14 protein-coding genes are annotated in these 16,446 nt (G+C 67.1%); 10 read left to right on the top strand and 4 right to left on the bottom strand.

Features of this window, described 5'->3' with window-relative positions; all coding sequences use genetic code 11:
• The first annotated feature begins 87 nt into the window (after positions 1 to 87).
• The 3 genes from AC1RM6_RS15615 to acnA all read left to right on the top strand — a co-directional run bounded on the left by AC1RM6_RS15615 (position 88) and on the right by acnA (position 4,994).
• On the top strand, positions 88 to 1,416 hold the full coding sequence (locus AC1RM6_RS15615) for a bifunctional folylpolyglutamate synthase/dihydrofolate synthase (protein ID WP_493102758.1): 1,329 nt from the start codon (positions 88 to 90) through the stop codon (positions 1,414 to 1,416).
• Positions 1,417 to 1,531: 115 nt separating this feature from the next.
• Positions 1,532 to 1,966: a DUF6628 family protein gene (locus tag AC1RM6_RS15610; RefSeq protein ID WP_493102757.1), complete on the top strand. Its 435-nt coding sequence runs from the start codon at positions 1,532 to 1,534 to the stop codon at positions 1,964 to 1,966.
• A 343-nt stretch (positions 1,967 to 2,309) separates the two neighbouring features.
• The gene (gene acnA, locus AC1RM6_RS15605) at positions 2,310 to 4,994 is read left to right on the top strand and encodes an aconitate hydratase AcnA (RefSeq protein ID WP_493102755.1); all 2,685 of its coding nucleotides are present in this window, start codon (positions 2,310 to 2,312) and stop codon (positions 4,992 to 4,994) included.
• Between the two features lie 92 nt (positions 4,995 to 5,086).
• Here acnA and ygfZ read toward each other — a convergent pair whose 3' ends face one another.
• Positions 5,087 to 5,785, bottom strand: a complete 699-nt coding sequence (ygfZ, locus tag AC1RM6_RS15600) for a CAF17-like 4Fe-4S cluster assembly/insertion protein YgfZ (protein WP_493102753.1) — start codon at positions 5,783 to 5,785, stop codon at positions 5,087 to 5,089.
• 327 nt (positions 5,786 to 6,112) lie between these two features.
• Here ygfZ and AC1RM6_RS15595 point away from each other — a divergent pair, with 327 nt between their 5' ends.
• Complete coding sequence (locus tag AC1RM6_RS15595) at positions 6,113 to 6,565, top strand: CHAP domain-containing protein (protein ID WP_493102751.1); 453 nt, start codon at positions 6,113 to 6,115, stop codon at positions 6,563 to 6,565.
• 164 nt (positions 6,566 to 6,729) lie between these two features.
• Here AC1RM6_RS15595 and AC1RM6_RS15590 read toward each other — a convergent pair whose 3' ends face one another.
• Positions 6,730 to 7,407 carry an HAD family hydrolase gene (locus AC1RM6_RS15590; protein ID WP_493102749.1) on the bottom strand — a complete coding sequence of 226 codons (678 nt, stop codon included), beginning with the start codon at positions 7,405 to 7,407 and terminating at the stop codon, positions 6,730 to 6,732.
• A 153-nt stretch (positions 7,408 to 7,560) separates the two neighbouring features.
• On the opposite strand from AC1RM6_RS15590, the gene AC1RM6_RS15585 reads away from it, so the two are divergent.
• The 4 genes from AC1RM6_RS15585 to AC1RM6_RS15570 are packed head-to-tail and all read left to right on the top strand — an operon-like array spanning position 7,561 to position 11,010.
• Positions 7,561 to 8,655 (top strand): ABC transporter permease, encoded by a 1,095-nt coding sequence (locus AC1RM6_RS15585; RefSeq protein ID WP_493102748.1) that lies wholly within the window; start codon positions 7,561 to 7,563, stop codon positions 8,653 to 8,655.
• Positions 8,652 to 9,461: an ABC transporter ATP-binding protein gene (locus AC1RM6_RS15580; RefSeq protein WP_493102747.1), complete on the top strand. Its 810-nt coding sequence runs from the start codon at positions 8,652 to 8,654 to the stop codon at positions 9,459 to 9,461. The genes AC1RM6_RS15585 and AC1RM6_RS15580 overlap by 4 nt, the downstream gene beginning before the upstream one ends.
• Positions 9,461 to 10,408, top strand: a complete 948-nt coding sequence (locus tag AC1RM6_RS15575; protein WP_493102745.1) for an MlaD family protein — start codon at positions 9,461 to 9,463, stop codon at positions 10,406 to 10,408. The genes AC1RM6_RS15580 and AC1RM6_RS15575 overlap by 1 nt, the downstream gene beginning before the upstream one ends.
• An 8-nt stretch (positions 10,409 to 10,416) precedes the next feature.
• Positions 10,417 to 11,010 carry an ABC-type transport auxiliary lipoprotein family protein gene (locus AC1RM6_RS15570; protein ID WP_493102744.1) on the top strand — a complete coding sequence of 198 codons (594 nt, stop codon included), beginning with the start codon at positions 10,417 to 10,419 and terminating at the stop codon, positions 11,008 to 11,010.
• Positions 11,011 to 11,014: 4 nt separating this feature from the next.
• Here the strand turns inward: AC1RM6_RS15570 and AC1RM6_RS15565 are convergent, their stop codons facing one another.
• On the bottom strand, positions 11,015 to 12,406 hold the full coding sequence (locus AC1RM6_RS15565; protein ID WP_493102743.1) for an amino acid permease: 1,392 nt from the start codon (positions 12,404 to 12,406) through the stop codon (positions 11,015 to 11,017).
• Positions 12,403 to 13,719 carry an omega-aminotransferase AptA gene (aptA, locus tag AC1RM6_RS15560; RefSeq protein WP_493102741.1) on the bottom strand — a complete coding sequence of 439 codons (1,317 nt, stop codon included), beginning with the start codon at positions 13,717 to 13,719 and terminating at the stop codon, positions 12,403 to 12,405. Before aptA ends, AC1RM6_RS15565 begins: the two co-directional genes overlap by 4 nt.
• Positions 13,720 to 13,981: 262 nt before the next feature.
• Here aptA and AC1RM6_RS15555 point away from each other — a divergent pair, with 262 nt between their 5' ends.
• Positions 13,982 to 15,271, top strand: coding sequence for an NtaA/DmoA family FMN-dependent monooxygenase (locus AC1RM6_RS15555; protein ID WP_493102739.1), 1,290 nt, complete (start codon positions 13,982 to 13,984; stop codon positions 15,269 to 15,271).
• Positions 15,271 to 16,392 (top strand): adenosine deaminase, encoded by a 1,122-nt coding sequence (gene add / locus AC1RM6_RS15550; RefSeq protein WP_493102737.1) that lies wholly within the window; start codon positions 15,271 to 15,273, stop codon positions 16,390 to 16,392. The genes AC1RM6_RS15555 and add overlap by 1 nt, the downstream gene beginning before the upstream one ends.
• Positions 16,393 to 16,446: the final 54 nt, after the last annotated feature.

Below are 16,446 nucleotides of genomic sequence, written 5' to 3'. Positions count from 1 at the left end.
CGACAAGGGGCCGTTCCCGGGTTGATGAGTGGATGCTGAAACAAGTTCAGCATGACGAAGGGGGCTCATCCCGTTGCGAGTGCACCGATGCCCGATTTCGCCACCTCCTCGCATCCCGGCGTGAGCGCGCAGCTCGGCCGGCTGTCGCTGCTGTCGCCGGGGGCCGATATCCTCGGGCTCGAGCGGATCGGGGCGCTGCTCGACCGGGTCGGCAATCCGCATCGCCGGCTGCCGCCGATCTTCCATGTCGCCGGGACCAACGGCAAGGGATCGACCTGCGCCTATCTGCGCGCCGCGGTCGAGGCGGCGGGGATGAGCGCGCACGTCTTCACCAGCCCGCATCTGGTGCGGTTCAACGAACGGATCCGGATCGCCGGACAGCTGATCGAGGACGATCTGCTCGCCGACCTGCTCGCCGAGGTGCTCGATGCCGGCGGCGATATCGGCGCGAGCTTCTTCGAAGTGACGACCGCGGTCGCCTTCCTCGCCTTCGCGCGCACCCCGGCCGATGCCTGCATCGTCGAGGTCGGGCTGGGCGGGCGGCTCGACGCGACCAACATCATCGCCGATCCGGCGATCTGCGGGGTCGCGCAGATCGCGCTCGACCATCAAAGCTTCCTCGGCGACAGCGTCGAGGGGATCGGCGGCGAGAAGGCCGGGATCGCCAAGGCCGGGGTGCCTATCGTCACCCTCCATTATCCGGCGGGGATCGCCCATCGGGTCGGCCAGGTTGTGCATGAGGCCGGCGCCCCCTGGCTGGTCAAGGGCGACGCCTGGGATGCCGCCGCCTATCGCGACAAGCTCCATTATCGCGACGCGCGCGGCAAGCTCGCGCTGCCGCTGCCGCGGCTGCCGGGCGCGCATCAGGCGATCAACGCCGGGCTGGCGATCGCGATGCTGCGCCACCAGCAGCGGATCGCCATCCCCGATTCGGCGATCCGGGCGGCGATGGGGTGGGCCGACTGGCCGGCGCGGCTGCAGCGGGTCCACGAGGGCAGCCTGTTCGCAACGCTGCCGGCCGGGTCCGAGCTGTGGCTCGACGGTGCGCATAATCCCGCGAGTGCGCGGGCGCTCGCCGATTTCTTCCGCAACCGCCAGCCCGCCGGGCGGCCGCTCCACATCGTCCTCGGCCTGCTCGCCAACAAGGATGCCGAGGGGATCGTCGAGGCGCTCGCCGGGCTGCCGGCGCGCATCCATGCGGTGCCGGTGCCGGGGCATGCCTGCCATGCCCCCGAGGAGATCGTCCGACTCGCCGCCGGGGTCGGGCTGAAGGGATCGATCGCGGCCGATCCGGCGGCAGCGCTGGCGGCGATCGCCGCGCGTGCGGACGGTCCGGTGCCGCCGACGGTGCTGGTGGCGGGGTCGCTCTATCTGGCGGGGGCGTTTCTGGCGGCGAACGGGACGTTGCCCCATTAGGCCGCAGGCGGGTTCCGTCGCGTCATCTCCGGAATTCACCGCACGTCGATCTAATTGCGATTGACTTGCAATAGCGGGAATGCTTCTTTCGACTCACCAGTCGAGAGGATCGCTTATGGCCGACGAAGCCGAACCCCTGAATCGCATCCTGCCGCACGACGCCCCGGGCGACGACGGCACCCGCCTGTTCCTGCACAGCGTCCGGCGCATGGGCATTGGCGGACTCAACGACGCGCAGGCGGCGAACGAGCTGATCGGGGCGTTCGGCCTGTCGTTCCGCCGGCCGCTGATCCTGATGCGGGCGCTGATGGCCGAGCTGGCGCGGGTGTCCGCGCGGCAGATCGTGATCGCCCCGGCCTGCTGCATGCGGATGACCGCCGCCGAAGCGATCCTGCTGCATTCGGTGGTCGCGGCGAACGCCAATCCGCACCATTCCCACGCCTTGTTGTGCGGGATGTGCGGGGTAAACGGCTGCCTGGGGCTGCTGTCGAGCGCGCAGGCGGTTGCCGCCGCCTTCGCCGATCTGGGGAGACCGATCGAGGCAGGTTAGAGCAGCAAGCCTTATATCTGACCCGCCGTGATTGCCCTGAAAAGGCCCGTGGCGAGAAGCAGCGCGCAGCGCGGGCTGGTCTGTCCCGTGCAAGCGCTGCGACGCTGCCACGGGGCTTTTCAGGGCAACCCCGAAGGGGCGGGCCGATTTTGGTCCATCGCAGCGTCTGTCGTCGGTCACAATGGCCCCACATTGCTCCCTCCTCCATCCTCGCGACGGACCAAAATCGGCTCCGTCACGGCGGATCAGATATAAGGCTTGCTGCTCTAAGGCTTTCGCACCCCCTCCGCGCTGGCTATAGCCACCCCTGACTCTCGCAATTGCAGCATTCAGGGGGCGCATCATGACGGCCGTCGGACAAGACACTCTCAAAACCCGTTCCACGCTCAACGTCGATGGCAAGCATTATGCCTATTACTCGCTTGCCAAGGTGGCCGAGCAGCTCGGCGACGTGTCGCGCCTGCCCTTCTCGATGAAGGTGCTGCTCGAGAATCTGCTGCGCTTCGAGGACGGCGTCACCGTCACCGTCGAGGACGTCCAGGCGATCATCGACTGGCAGAAGGAGCGCAAGTCCGACCGCGAGATCCAATATCGCCCCGCACGCGTGCTGATGCAGGATTTCACCGGCGTGCCTTGCGTGGTCGATCTCGCGGCGATGCGCGACGCGATGACCGCGCTCGGCGGCGACGCCCACAAGATCAACCCGCTGGTCCCCGTCCACCTGGTCATCGACCATAGCGTGATGGTCGACAGCTTCGGCAACCCCAAGGCGTTCGACGAGAATGTCGCGCTCGAATATGCGCGCAACGGCGAGCGCTACGAATTCCTGCGCTGGGGATCGAAGGCGCTCAACAATTTCAAGGTCGTCCCCCCGGGCACCGGCATCTGCCACCAGGTCAATCTCGAGAATCTCGCCCAGTCGGTGTGGAGCTCGGCCGACGGTTCGGGCACGCTGGTCGCCTATCCCGACACCTGCGTCGGCACCGACAGCCACACGACGATGGTCAACGGCCTGGGCGTGCTCGGCTGGGGCGTCGGCGGCATCGAGGCCGAGGCGGCGATGCTCGGCCAGCCGGTGTCGATGCTGATCCCCGAAGTGGTCGGCTTCAAGCTGTCGGGCACCCTCACCGAGGGCATCACCGCGACCGATCTGGTGCTGACCGTCACCCAGATGCTGCGCGCCAAGGGCGTGGTCGGCCGCTTCGTCGAGTTTTACGGCCCCGGCCTCGACGCGCTGTCGCTGGCCGACCGCGCGACGATCGCCAACATGGCGCCCGAATATGGCGCGACCTGCGGCTTCTTCCCGGTCGACGACGCCACCCTGGTCTATATGCGGCTGACCGGCCGCTCGGCCGAGACGATCGAGCTGGTCGAGGCCTATGCCAAGGAGCAGGGCTTCTGGCGCGACGCGACCGCGCCCGATCCGGTGTTCACCGACACGCTCCACCTCGACATGTCGACGGTCCAGCCGTCGCTCGCCGGGCCGAAGCGCCCGCAGGACCGCGTCCTGCTCAAGTCGGTCGACGAAGGCTTCAACAACGAGCTGGCGTCGGGCTACAAGAAGGGCGACGAAGGCGACAAGCGCGTCCCCGTCGAGGGCGAGGATTTCGACCTCGGCCATGGCGACGTCGTCATCGCCGCGATCACCAGCTGCACCAACACGTCGAACCCGTCGGTGATGGTCTCCGCCGGGCTGGTCGCGCGCAAGGCCAATGCCTTCGGGCTGAAGGCCAAGCCGTGGGTCAAGACCTCGCTCGCCCCGGGCAGCCAGGTGGTCACCGACTATCTCGCGCGCGCGGGCCTGAACAAGGATCTCGACGCGATCGGCTTCAACCTGGTCGGCTATGGCTGCACCACCTGCATCGGCAATTCGGGCCCGCTCGCCGACCCGATCAGCAAGGCGATCAACGGCAACGACCTCGTCGCCTCGGCGGTGCTGTCGGGCAACCGCAATTTCGAAGGCCGCGTCTCGCCCGACGTGCGCGCCAACTATCTGGCGTCGCCGCCGCTGGTGGTCGCCTATTCGATCTTCGGCACCACCGCCAAGGACATCACCGAGGAGCCGATCGGCACCTCGACCGACGGCAAGCCGGTCTATCTGAAGGACATCTGGCCGACCACCGCCGAGGTCGCCAACACGGTGGCCGCCGCGATCGACAGCGAGATGTTCGCGAGCCGCTACGCCAATGTCTTCCAGGGCGACAAGAACTGGCAGGCGATCGAGGTCGAGGGTTCGGACACCTACACCTGGCGCGCCGGGTCGACCTATGTCGCCAACCCGCCGTATTTCGAGGGCATGTCGATGACCCCGGCGCCGGTTGCCGACATCATCGAGGCGCGGCCGCTGGCGATCTTCGCCGACTCGATCACCACCGACCACATCTCGCCGGCCGGATCGATCAAGGTCGACAGCCCGGCGGGCCGCTACCTCAACGAGCATCAGGTGTCGAAGGCCGACTTCAACAGCTATGGCGCGCGCCGCGGCAACCATGAGGTGATGATGCGCGGCACCTTCGCCAATATCCGCATCAAGAACCAGATGATCCCCGGCATCGAAGGCGGCATGACCAAGCACATCCCCTCGGGCGAGGTGATGGCGATCTACGACGCCGCGGTGAAATATCGCGAGGAGGGCACCCCGCTCGTCGTGGTCGCCGGCAAGGAATATGGCACCGGATCGTCGCGCGACTGGGCGGCGAAGGGCACCAACCTGCTCGGCGTGCGCGCGGTGATCACCGAGAGCTTCGAACGCATCCATCGTTCGAACCTGGTCGGTATGGGCGTGCTGCCGCTGCAGTTCGCCGAGGGGATCGACCGTTCGACCCTCAAGCTCGACGGCACCGAGCTGTTCACGATCGAGAATGTCGCCGGGCTGCGCCCGCGCCAGACGGTCGAGGTCAAGCTGACCCGCGCCGACGGATCGACCGAGACCTTCGAGACCAAGTGCCGGATCGATACCGTCAACGAGCTCGAATATTTCCTCAACGGCGGCATCCTCCAATACGTGCTGCGCAAGCTCGCCGCCTGAGGATCACGCCTGACATGAAAGGGCCCGCCCGCAGCGATGCGTGGCGGGCCTTTTCTTTTAGGCATCGGTGATGACGCGGAAAAGCGGGCCGATCAGGCCTCTTCGGACGCCGACAGCGCCGGCGCCATCCAGTCGGGGATCAGCGCGTCGCCGATCCGGTCGACCCCGCGCCGCTCGACCCCGCCTTCTCGGGTCACCACCAGCCGGCGGTTGACCTTGGCGCGCCAGTTCATCCGCGCGGTATTCTCCTGGCCTACATAGCAGCCCTTGGTGAAGCTCACCCCGCCGAGCAGATCGGCATTGCATTCGAGCCAGAGATTCTTGTCACTGCCGAGTTCCTCGACCCCCTCGGCGACGCCGAGCGCAAGCCGATGCTCGCGCCAGCCGGTGGCGGGCGCGCCGGCAGGAGCAAGCCAGCGATAGCCGAGCGCGGGCAGCCGCGGATCGGGGACGCCCTGCTCCCCCTGCGGCGCCCAGTGCACCGCCAGACCGGGGTCGATCGCGATCGTGATCGGCCGGCGCAGCCGGTAGAGCGACAGCCGACGGACCAGCGCCTCGGCCTGGCTCGCCTCGCAGTCGATCAGCAGGTCGCCGTCGGCACTGCCGCCATGACCGGCGGGATCCGCCCAGACGATGAAGTCGAACAACGCCTTGCCCTGCGGCGTCAGCAACCCGGCCCAGACCGGCAGGTCGCCGAGCACGTCGTTGGTGACGAGCCCCTGCACGAAGCCGCGGACTTCGATGCCGGACAATCGGATGACCGCGCGGTCGGTGAGGGTGGTAGCTGCCATCATGCCGCGAAGGTAGGAAGCGGCACGGTAAAAGGAAAGCGTCAACGCGCCCGCTTCGCGAGGCGATTCGCCGATCATGGAGACGGCCGATGGCGGCTGCGGCACGCTTCGCCTGCAGCGGACCGACGGCATTTGCCGGCCTCGCCTGTGGATAAATCGGCATCCATCGTGCGATGAAAACAGTTCACCGCAACGCAGCATCTCATTAACTAATCGGTCTTCCCTCCTCCCGCATGTGATGCCTATCACAGGATCAAGGGATCGGGTGGGGACTACCAGATGACCAGAACGATGCGCGCGATTGTTGGTTCCATGCTGCTTGCCAGCATGGCTGTTGCGCCGGCTTCGGCCAATGCCGCCGGTCTCCAGTGCGCGCCCTTCGCCCGCATGTTCTCCGGCATCCAGCTGTTCGGCGCCGCCGCCTCGTGGTGGAATCAGGCGGTCGGCAAATATATCCGCGGATCGACCCCGGCGGTCGGATCGGTGCTGGTGTTCAAGGCGATCGGTTCGATGCGTTCGGGCCATGTCGCCACCGTCACCCAGGTGATCAGCGACCGCGTCATCAAGATCACTCACGCCAACTGGTCGATCATCGGCGGCCATCGCGGCCAGGTCGAACGCGACGTCACCGTCGTCGACGCCTCGGCCAATGGCGACTGGAGCTCGGTCAAGGTGTGGTTCGCACCGATCGGCAAGGTCGGCAACAAGGCCTATCCGGTCAACGGCTTCATCTACGGCGACAAGTCGGCCTCGATCGCGAGCAGCGACCAGCAGGGCTGAGGCCTTCTGCAGGCTGCACGGCCTGCCATTTTCAACGCTCTCCAGCCGTCATCCTGAACCTGTTTCGGGATCCATTCCTCCGCTTCCGCGCATTCCCCCGCGACACGGTGGATGCTGAAACAAGTTCGGCATGACAGGTGGGGGAAGACCTCCCACCTTCCCCCTCAGAACCCCCAGTCGAGGATCGGCCAGCCGCGCGCCAGCGCGAGCCGCTTGAGCTGCAGATGCGCGTTGACCGCGAACGGCTTGTCCGCCCAGGCGAGCACCGGCGCATCGGAGGCATGGTCCGAATAGAAACGGATCTGGCACTGGGCACGGTCGAGGCCTTCGGCCGCCATCCATGCCTCGATCATCCTGAGCTTGGCGGGGCCGTAGCAATTCTCGCCGTCGACCCGCGCGCTGACGACATCGTCGAGGCCCTTGATGCTGTTGGTGGCGATCACGTCGTCGAATCGCAGCCGGGCGGCGATCGGTTCGACCCAGAGCCGCGACGAGGCGGTGGCGAGCACCAGCCGGCGGCCGGCGGCGCGATCCTTTTCGATATTCTCGAGCGCGCCCTTGTGGACATTGTAGCGCAGGGTGCGATCGGCGAAGCTTTCGGCGATCGGGCGCAGCCGCGACATGCGATAGTTCCGGCCGAGCATCAGTGACTGGTTGATCTCCTTGAGCCGCTTGCGATCGAACAGCCGGGCCGCGTAGAGCAGCATCATCAGCAGGCATAACGGCACCAGCGCCAGCCGCCAGGGGGCGAGCTGGTGCGCGGCATGGATCATGAACGGGGTGAAGGTTCCCGTCCGGGTGATCGTGCGGTCCATGTCGTAAATCGCAAGCTCGGTCATCATTGTCCTTCGGATCGGGCCGGGAGGCAGCCGCGACGCGGGTTAGCCCAAGATTCGCGCATACGGAACATAAGCCGCCATGGAACATAAGGCCGAATGGGGATTTTCATTTCGGATGCTTGCCGATCGCATATTCCTGCTACAGTTCTGCCAGATATGAACGCACCCGCCGATTTTCAGTTCGATGATGGCAAGCTCCGCTTCACCGGCGATCTCACGCTGGCGAAGATCGGCGACCTGCCGTCACGGCTCGACGCGGTCGACGGAGCGCAGTCGATCGACCTCAGCGGGATCGAGCGAATCGACACGGTTGGCGCCTGGCTGGTCCACCGGATCGTCCGCGACCAGGGCGCGACCGTCGAGGGCGCCAACGAAGGCACCGCCAACCTGCTCGAGCAGGTCGCCGCCGCCGACCAGCCGATCAAGATTCGCCCCGACGCGACCCCGAGCTTCCTGCGCGTGCTCGACGAGATCGGCGTCGCGACGATCGCCGCCGGCCGCTCGCTGCTCGGCCTGGTCGGCTTCTTCGGCGCGACCGTGATCGGGCTGGCCGGGCTTGTCCGCCACCCGACCCGCTTCCGCTACAATGCGATGGCGCGCCAGTTCGAGGTGGTCGGCGTCCAGGCGCTGGCGATCATCGGACTGATGAGCTTCCTGATCGGCATCGTCATCGCCCAGCAGGGCGCGGTCCAGCTCCGCCAGTTCGGCGCCGAGGTGTTCGCGATCAACCTGATCGGCCGCATCACCATCCGCGAACTCGGCGTGCTGATGACCGCGATCATGGTCGCCGGGCGATCGGGATCGGCGTTCGCCGCCCAGCTCGGATCGATGAAGCTCGCCGAAGAGGTCGACGCGATGCGGATCATCGGCGTGTCGCCAATGGAGGCGCTGGTGCTGCCGCGGGTGATCTCGACGGTGACGCTGATGCCTTTGCTGGGCTTCTATGCGGCGATGGTCGCGATCGTCGGCGGCGGCATCTTCTGCTGGATCGACCTCGACATCCCGCCGATCACCTTCGTCCAGCGCATCCGCGAGGTGGTGCCGATCACCGACGTCTGGGTCGGGCTGATCAAGGCGCCGGTGTTCGGGCTGATCATCGCGATCTCGGGCTGTTTCCAGGGTATGCAGGTCAAGGGCAATGCCGAGGAAGTCGGCCTGCGCACCACCGCCTCGGTGGTCCAGGCGATCTTCCTGGTGATCGTGCTCGACGCGGTGTTCGCGGTCTTCTTCAGTTCGATCGGGTGGATATGAACGAAGAGCTGCTGATCAAGGTCCGCGGGCTGAAGAACAGCTTCGGCGAGCAGGTGATCCACGAGGATCTCGACCTCGATCTCCACCGCGGCGAGATATTGGGGGTGGTCGGCGGATCGGGCACCGGCAAGTCGGTGCTGATGCGGTCGATCATCGGCCTGCAGGTCCCCGATGCCGGATCGGTCGAAGTGTTCGGCGAATCGATGATCGACCGCGACGAGCATGAGGCGCTGCAGGTCCGCAAGCGCTGGGGGGTGCTGTTCCAGAATGGCGCATTGTTCTCGACGCTGACCGTCGCCGAGAACGTCGAAGTGCCGTTGCGCGAATATTATCCGCAACTCGGCGTCCAGCTGCTCGACGAGATCGCCGCCTACAAGGTGGCGATGACCGGGCTGCCGACCGAGGCGGGCCCCAAATATCCGTCCGAGCTGTCCGGCGGCATGCGCAAGCGTGCCGGGCTTGCCCGTGCGCTCGCGCTTGACCCGCAATTGCTGTTCCTCGACGAACCGACCGCCGGCCTCGATCCGATCGCGGCGGCCGCGTTCGACGAGCTGATCGCGTCGCTGCGCGGGACGCTGGGCCTCACCGTCTTCCTGATCACCCATGATCTCGATACGCTCCACGCGATCTGCGATCGCGTCGCGGTGCTTGCCGACCGCAAGGTGATCGCGGTCGGAACGATCCCGGAACTATTGGCGTTGGACCATCCGTGGATTCAGGAATATTTCAACGGGCCGCGCGGACGCGTCGCGGCCGAAGCGGCGGACCGGGCGCAGGCCCATGAGCAACAGGGCGTGAAGAGCTGATGGAAACCCGGTCCAACCATATCCTCGTCGGCGGCGTCGTGCTCGGACTGCTGCTTGCCTTGCTGGTGTTCCTGGTCTGGCTCGCGGGCTTCACCTCGACCACCGAGAAATCCTACGACATCTTCTTCAAGACCTCGGTCGACGGCCTCGCCAAGGGATCGGCGGTGACCTTCGCCGGCGTTCCGGTCGGCAAGGTCGAGCGCATCCAGCTCCAGCCCAACAGCCCCGAATTCGTCCGGGTGCGGATCAGCGTCCAGAACGAGACCCCGATCCTGCAGGGCACCACCGCGACGATCGCCGGGGTCGGCTTCACCGGGGTCAGCCAGATCAACCTCGATGGCGCGATCAAGGGCGCCCCGCCGATCACCGACGACGGGCCTTATGGTGTCCCCGTGATCCCGACCAAGCCCGGCGCGCTCGGCGAGCTGCTGAGTTCGGCCCCCGAACTGCTCCAGCATCTGTCCGAGCTTACCGAACGGCTGACGCTGCTGCTCAACGACAAGAACCAGACGTCGATCACCGGCATCCTCGCCAATGTCGACCGGCTGTCGGGCAGCCTCGCCGATCGCGGGCCCGAGATCGCCCAGGCGCTCGCCCAGACCAAGGCGACGCTGGTCCAGGTCGGCGCGGCGTCGGAGGAGATCGGCCGGCTCGCCGCCACCACCAACGGGGTGATGTCCGAGGATGTGAAACCGGCGATGGCGAACCTCAACAAGGCCACCCAGTCGGCGCAGCGGACGATGGCGACGCTCGACGGCGCGATCACCGATGCCCGGCCGGCGCTCAAATCCTTCTCGAGCCGCACCGTGCCCGAGATCAACCAGCTCGTCCGCAACCTCGGCGAGATGACCGAATCGCTGGGCGTGATCTCGAGCAAGCTCGACCGCGGCGGCGCCGGCGCCGTGCTCGGCGGATCGAAGCTTCCCGACTATAAACCGCGCAACTGAGGGTGATCATGAACCGCCATCTGCCCATCATCGCCGCGCTCGCGCTGGTTGCTCCGCTTTCGGGCTGCATCAGCTTCGGCGAGAAGCCGCCCGCCCAGCTGATGAGCCTGTCGTCCGACGCCAAACTGACCGGCGGCGATACCCATGTCGCCACCGACAAGCAGGCGATCAGCGTCGCGGTACCGGTATCGGTGTCGGCGCTGCGCAACCAGCGGATCGCGGTGCTCACCGGCGGCACCGCTTATGCCTATCTGCCCAAGGCGCTCTGGTCCGACGTGCCGGCCGCGCTACTGCGCAACGTGCTGGCCGAGACGATCGAGGCGAAGACCGGACGCTTCGTCCCCGACCAGCGCAACGCGAACATCACCCCCGACACCCGTCTCGGCGGAACGCTGGTCGCGTTCCAGCTGATCGGCGGCGAAGGCAAGGTGCAGGTGATCTATGACGCGACGCTCGCCAAGGCGGGCAGCGACGAGATCCGCACCCGCCGCTTCGAGGCGACGGCGCCCGCCGGGTCGGAAAAGCCCGATGCGGTCGCCGCCGCGCTGAACCGCGCCGCCAACCAGGTCGCGACCGACGTCGCCGGCTGGGTCGCCGGCTGAACGATCAGCGGGCGCAGCGCCGGGCGACCTGGCGCCCGACGAATATCGCCAGGCAGAGCGTGGTGACAGCGAGGCTAGAATAGAGTTCGCTCGCAAGCCCCGGGGTCACCGCCATCGCCAGGAGGATCACCCCGATCCCGGCAACGGTGGCGAAACTGAGCCAGGGGAACAGCCACATGCGCAGGGTGAGGCTCGCCGGATCCTCCGCCTCGAGCCGGCGGCGCAACCGGATCTGCGACGCGCCGATCAGCAGATAGACGATCAGCATCAGCGCACCCGACGCGTTGACGAGAAAGCTGAACACCAGCTCGGGCGACACCACCGAGGCGAACAGCGCGGCATAGCTGAACAGGCTGCCGAACAGGATCGCCCGTGCGGGCACCTTCCGGCTATTGACCTGGACCAGCGCCTTCGGCGCATCGCCGCGGGCGGCGAGCACGAACAGCACGCGCGAGGTCACATAGAGCCCCGAGTTGAGGCAGGAGAGCACCGCGACGAGGACGATGATCGTCATCGCGGTCGCAGCCCCGCCGATGCCGATCGCGCCGAGCGCCTGGGCGAAGGGCGACTTCCCGGGAACGACGAGGTTCCACGGCACGATCGCGACGATCAGCAGCATCGACAATATGTAGAAGGCGAGGATCCTGAGCGCGACGCTGCTGGTCAAGCGGGCGACGATCCGCGCCGGCTCGGCCGATTCGGCGGCGGCGATCGTCGCGATCTCGGCGCCGACCAGCGCAAAGACGGTGCTCGTCACCCCCGCGAGCACCGATCCCCAGCCGAACGGCATGAAGCCGCCATGCGCGGTGAGGTTGACGAGACCCGGGCCCGGCGCGGTGATGCCGCAGACATAGAAGCCGGCGACCAGGATGAAGACGAGGATCGCCGCGACCTTGACCGACGAGAACCAGAATTCGAACTCGCCATAAGCCCGCGCCGAGCTGAGATTGACGAGGGTCAGCACCGCCATCAGCGCGACCCCGATCTGCCAGACCGCGAACATCGGCAGCCAGGCCTGGATGATCGTCGCCCCGGCAATCGCCTCGATCGCGACCACCACCACCCAGAAATACCAATAGAGCCAGCCGCACAGGAAGCCCGCCCAGTCGCCGAGCGCGTGCCGCGCGAATTCGGGGAAGGAGCGGACGCCGGGGACCGCCACCGCCATCTCGCTGAGCATCCGCATCACCAGCATCACCAGGATGCCGGCGATCGCATAGCTGAGGATCACCGCGGGACCGACCGAGGCGATCGCGGCGCTGCTGCCGACGAACAGCCCGGCGCCGATGATGCCGCCGATCGCGATCATCGTCACATGGCGGGTGGCGAGCGCACTGGCGAGGCCGGGCGCCTCCCCCGCCGGGGGAACCGCCGCCGGGCTGGCGAGGCCGCTCAATCGATCGCCTTCAGGTTGCGGCCGATGGTCTCGGCGATCTGGCCGATCTGCGCCTCGGTGATCGGGAAGGGCGGCGACAGCACGATCATGTCGCCGGTCGCGCGGATCAGCACGCCCTGTTCGTAGCAGCGCTTGTAGAGATCGAAGGCGCGGACGGTGGGCTGGCCGGGGCGCGGGGCCAGCTCGATCGCGCCGAGCAGGCCGAGATTGCGGATATCGACGACGTGAGGATGATCGGCGAGCCCGTGCAGCGCCGCCTCCCACACCGGCGCCAGCGCCGCCACCCGATCGAACAGCCGGTCCTCGGCATAGACGTCGAGCGTCGCCAGCGCCGCCGCGCAGGCGAGCGGATGGCCCGAATAGGTATAGCCATGCGCGAACTCGACCATGCCGGCCGCCGCCGCCTCGACGATGGTTTCGTAGATTTCCGACCGGGTCAGCACCGCCCCCATCGGCACGGTACCGCTGGTAATGCCCTTGGCGGTGGTGATGATGTCGGGCACCAGATCGAAATATTGCGCGGCGAAATTGGTGCCGAGCCGGCCGAAACCGGTGATCACCTCGTCGAAGATCAGCAGCAGGCCATGCTTGTCGCAGATCGCCCGGATCCGTTCGAGATAGCCCTGCGGCGGCACCAGCACCCCGGCGGCGCCCGCGACCGGCTCGACGATCACCGCCGCGATCGTCGAGGCGTCGTGCAGCGCGACCAGCCGTTCGAGATCGTCCGCCAGTTCGGCGCCGTGGAGGGGCTGCCCGCGCGAGAAGGCGTTGCGCTCGGGATCATGGGTGTGGCGGATATGGTCGACCCCGCCGAGCATGGTGCCGAACATCTTGCGGTTGCCGACGATCCCGCCGACCGAGATGCCGCCGAAGCCGACGCCATGATAGCCGCGCTCGCGGCCGATGAAGCGGGTGCGGGCGCCTTCGCCGCGGGCGCGATGATAAGCGAGCGCCATCTTGAGCGCGGTGTCGACCGATTCGGATCCCGAATTGGTGTAGAAGACCTGACCGAAGCCCGGCGGCGCCAGATCGATCAGCCGCTGGCTGAGCTCGAACGCGGCCGGGTGGCCGATCTGGAAGCTCGGCGCGAAGTCGAGCACCCCGGCCTGGGCGCGGATCGCCTCGACGATGCGCGGGTCGTTATGGCCGGCATTGCAGCACCACAGGCCGGCGACCCCGTCGAGGATCTCACGCCCGTCGTCGGATTTATAATAGAGCCCGTCAGCGCCCACCAGGGTCCGCGGCGCCGCTTTGTACTGGCGGTTCGCGGTAAACGGCATCCAGTAGCTGGCCATGGTGTTGGCGATCGTCATACCGTTGGTTCCCTGTGCACGAGGCGGGCAGTGTGGCGGGCCGGAGCGGGGGCGGGAGGTGCCAACATTGCGCCGGTGGTGCGCGATCGGCACCACCGGCCTCGTCGCGGCGGGTGATCGCGGTCAAAACGAACTTTTCGCTCCGCCGACCGGAAGCAGAAGCAAGCAACCTGACCGTCAGACATTCTTTCCGCGGAAATCCTCGCTTAGGCCGGCCTTGTCCTGCGCACGTCATCGCGTGCGCAGGCGATGGGGGGTCGCAATGTTTCATCTGGGGTGGTTCGTCTACGAAGCGGTGCAGGGCTGGGGCACGCCCGAATATGACCAAGCCTATGGTTGGGCGAATCCGCGGCTGCATCAGGACATGGCGCAGCGGCTGGAGGCGGCAGGGTTCGACTTCATCCTGCTCGAAGATCTGAGCGCCATTCCCGATATCTATGGGGAAAGCCGCGAGGTCTATCTGCGCGAAGCCGTCCATGCCCCCAAATATGATCCGTCGATCGTCGCCACGCTGATGGCGGCGGCGACGTCGCGGATCGGCATCGTGCCGACCCTCACCACCAGCTTCTACCCGCCCTTCCTGCTGGCGCGACAGACCCAGACGCTCGACCTGATGACCGGCGGCCGCGTCGGATGGAACATCGTGACCTCTTCCAGCGATCGCGCGGCGCGCAATTTCGGCATGCCCGGCCTGCCCGAACATGACGAGCGCTACGCCATCGCCGACGAGTATCTCGACCTGTGCAAGCAGCTATGGTCATCGTGGGAGCCCGGTGCGGTCGTCGCCGATATCGCCAGCGGCACATTCGCCGACCATGCCAAGGTCCATGAGATCAATTTCAACGGGCCGAATTACGCGGTCCGCGGTCCGCTCAACGTCCCCGCCTCGCCGCAGGGACGGCCGGTGCTGGCACAGGCAGGCGCTTCGCCCCGGGGTCGGGAATTCGCCGCGAAACATGCCGATATCGTCCTGACCCCGGTCAACTACCCGCCTGCGATCAAGGCGTTTCGCGACGACATCCGGCGGCTGGCGACGGAGGCGGGGCGGGATCCCGACGATGTGAAGGTGATGGCGCTCGCCTTCCCGCAGATCTGCCGCGACGAGGCCGAGGTCGACGCGGTGCGGGCGACCATCGCCGACATGCCCGCCAACCGGCTGGAAGGGTGGATCGCCCAGATCAGCGCGATCACCGGCATCGATCTTGCACAATATGATCCGGACCAGCCATTGCCCGACGAGGTCGATACCGAAGGCAGCCGCGGCACGCTCGACTGGCTGCGCAGCGGCGGCGCGACGATCCGGCAGATGGGCCTGCGGATGGCGCGCCGCACCGCCGACACGCCGATGATCGGCACCGCGGCCCAGGTCGCCGATGAAATGGCCGCGGTGATGGACGAGGTCGGCGGCGACGGCTTCCTGATCGCCGGCCCGCTCACGCCGGCCAATGTCGGCCGCGTGACCGACGCCCTCGTGCCGGCGCTGCAGGCGCGTGGGCTGGTGCGATCCACCTATGCCGGCACCACGCTGCGCGACCATCTGGGGGAGTTTTGATGTCCGTCCGCCGCCTGATCGGCGCCGCGCTCGCCGTTCTCGTTGTAGCCGCCTCGCCATCGCCGGCGGCGGCCGCCAGCGACGACAGCGCCTTCATCATGGGACTGCCCAAGGCGGAACTCCATGTCCATCTCGAAGGCACGATGGAACCCGAACTCTATCTGGACATGGCGCGGCGCAACGGCATCGGCAGTCGCTACGCCTCGCCCGAGGATGTCCGCACCCGGCTGCGCGACGCGCATGATCTGGGCAGCTTCATCCAGATCTACGAGGAACTGGTCGGGGTCATGCGGACCGAGCGCGATTTTCACGACGTCGCGCTGGCCTATTTTCGCAAGGCGCATTCGCAGGGCGTGGTGCATGCGGAGGTCTATGTCGATCCGCAGCTGCATCTGGCGCGGGGCGTCCGCCTTGCGAGCCTCTATGCGGGGCTCGATCGGGCTCGCGCGGAAGCGAAGCGGACATGGGGGCTGGACGCGGCCTTCATCCTGTCCTTCCTGCGCGACCGGCCCGCGGATCAGGCCGCGCAGCTGCTCGAGGACAGCCGGCCATGGCTGGGCTCGCTGATCATCGGGGTCGGCCTCGACAATCCGGAGGTGAAGGATTTTCCCGCCAAGTTCGCGCCGGTCTATGCCCGTGCGCGGGCGCTCGGCCTGCATCTCACATCGCATTGCGACGTCGACCAGCCATATTCGGTCGCCCATCATTGGGGGGTGATCCGCGATCTGGGCGTCGAACGGATCGATCACGGCCTCAACGTGCTCGACGATCCCGCGCTCGTCGAAGAGGTGCGCCGGCGCAAGATCGGCCTGACCGCCGCCCCGACGCTGTTCTACGCCGACATTCCCGGCCGCATGGAGCGCCGCGCCGGCGCCATCGCGAAGCTGCTCGATCTGGGGCTGCTCGTCTCGGTCAATTCGGACGATCCGGGGATGAAGCGCAGCCTGTATGTCGGCGACCTGATGGCGCGGGTGCAACGGACCACGGGCATGGATCGCGCGAAGCTCGTCCTGCTCGCCCGCAACAGCTTCGAGATCGCGTGGATCAGCGCGGCGAAACGCCGGGCCTATCTCCGGGCGCTCGACCGCTATGCCCGGCGCGCCGATGGAGCAGGCGCCTGACGAAATCGCGAGGCGCCCTTCCCGCCCCGCACATTTTTGCGGCTCCGCTTTTGC

The organism is Rhizorhabdus sp. GW822-FHT03C02, from assembly GCF_058801765.1.
Note: the sequence above shows the minus strand (reverse complement) of the source record. Positions and strands in the feature narration are given on the sequence as shown.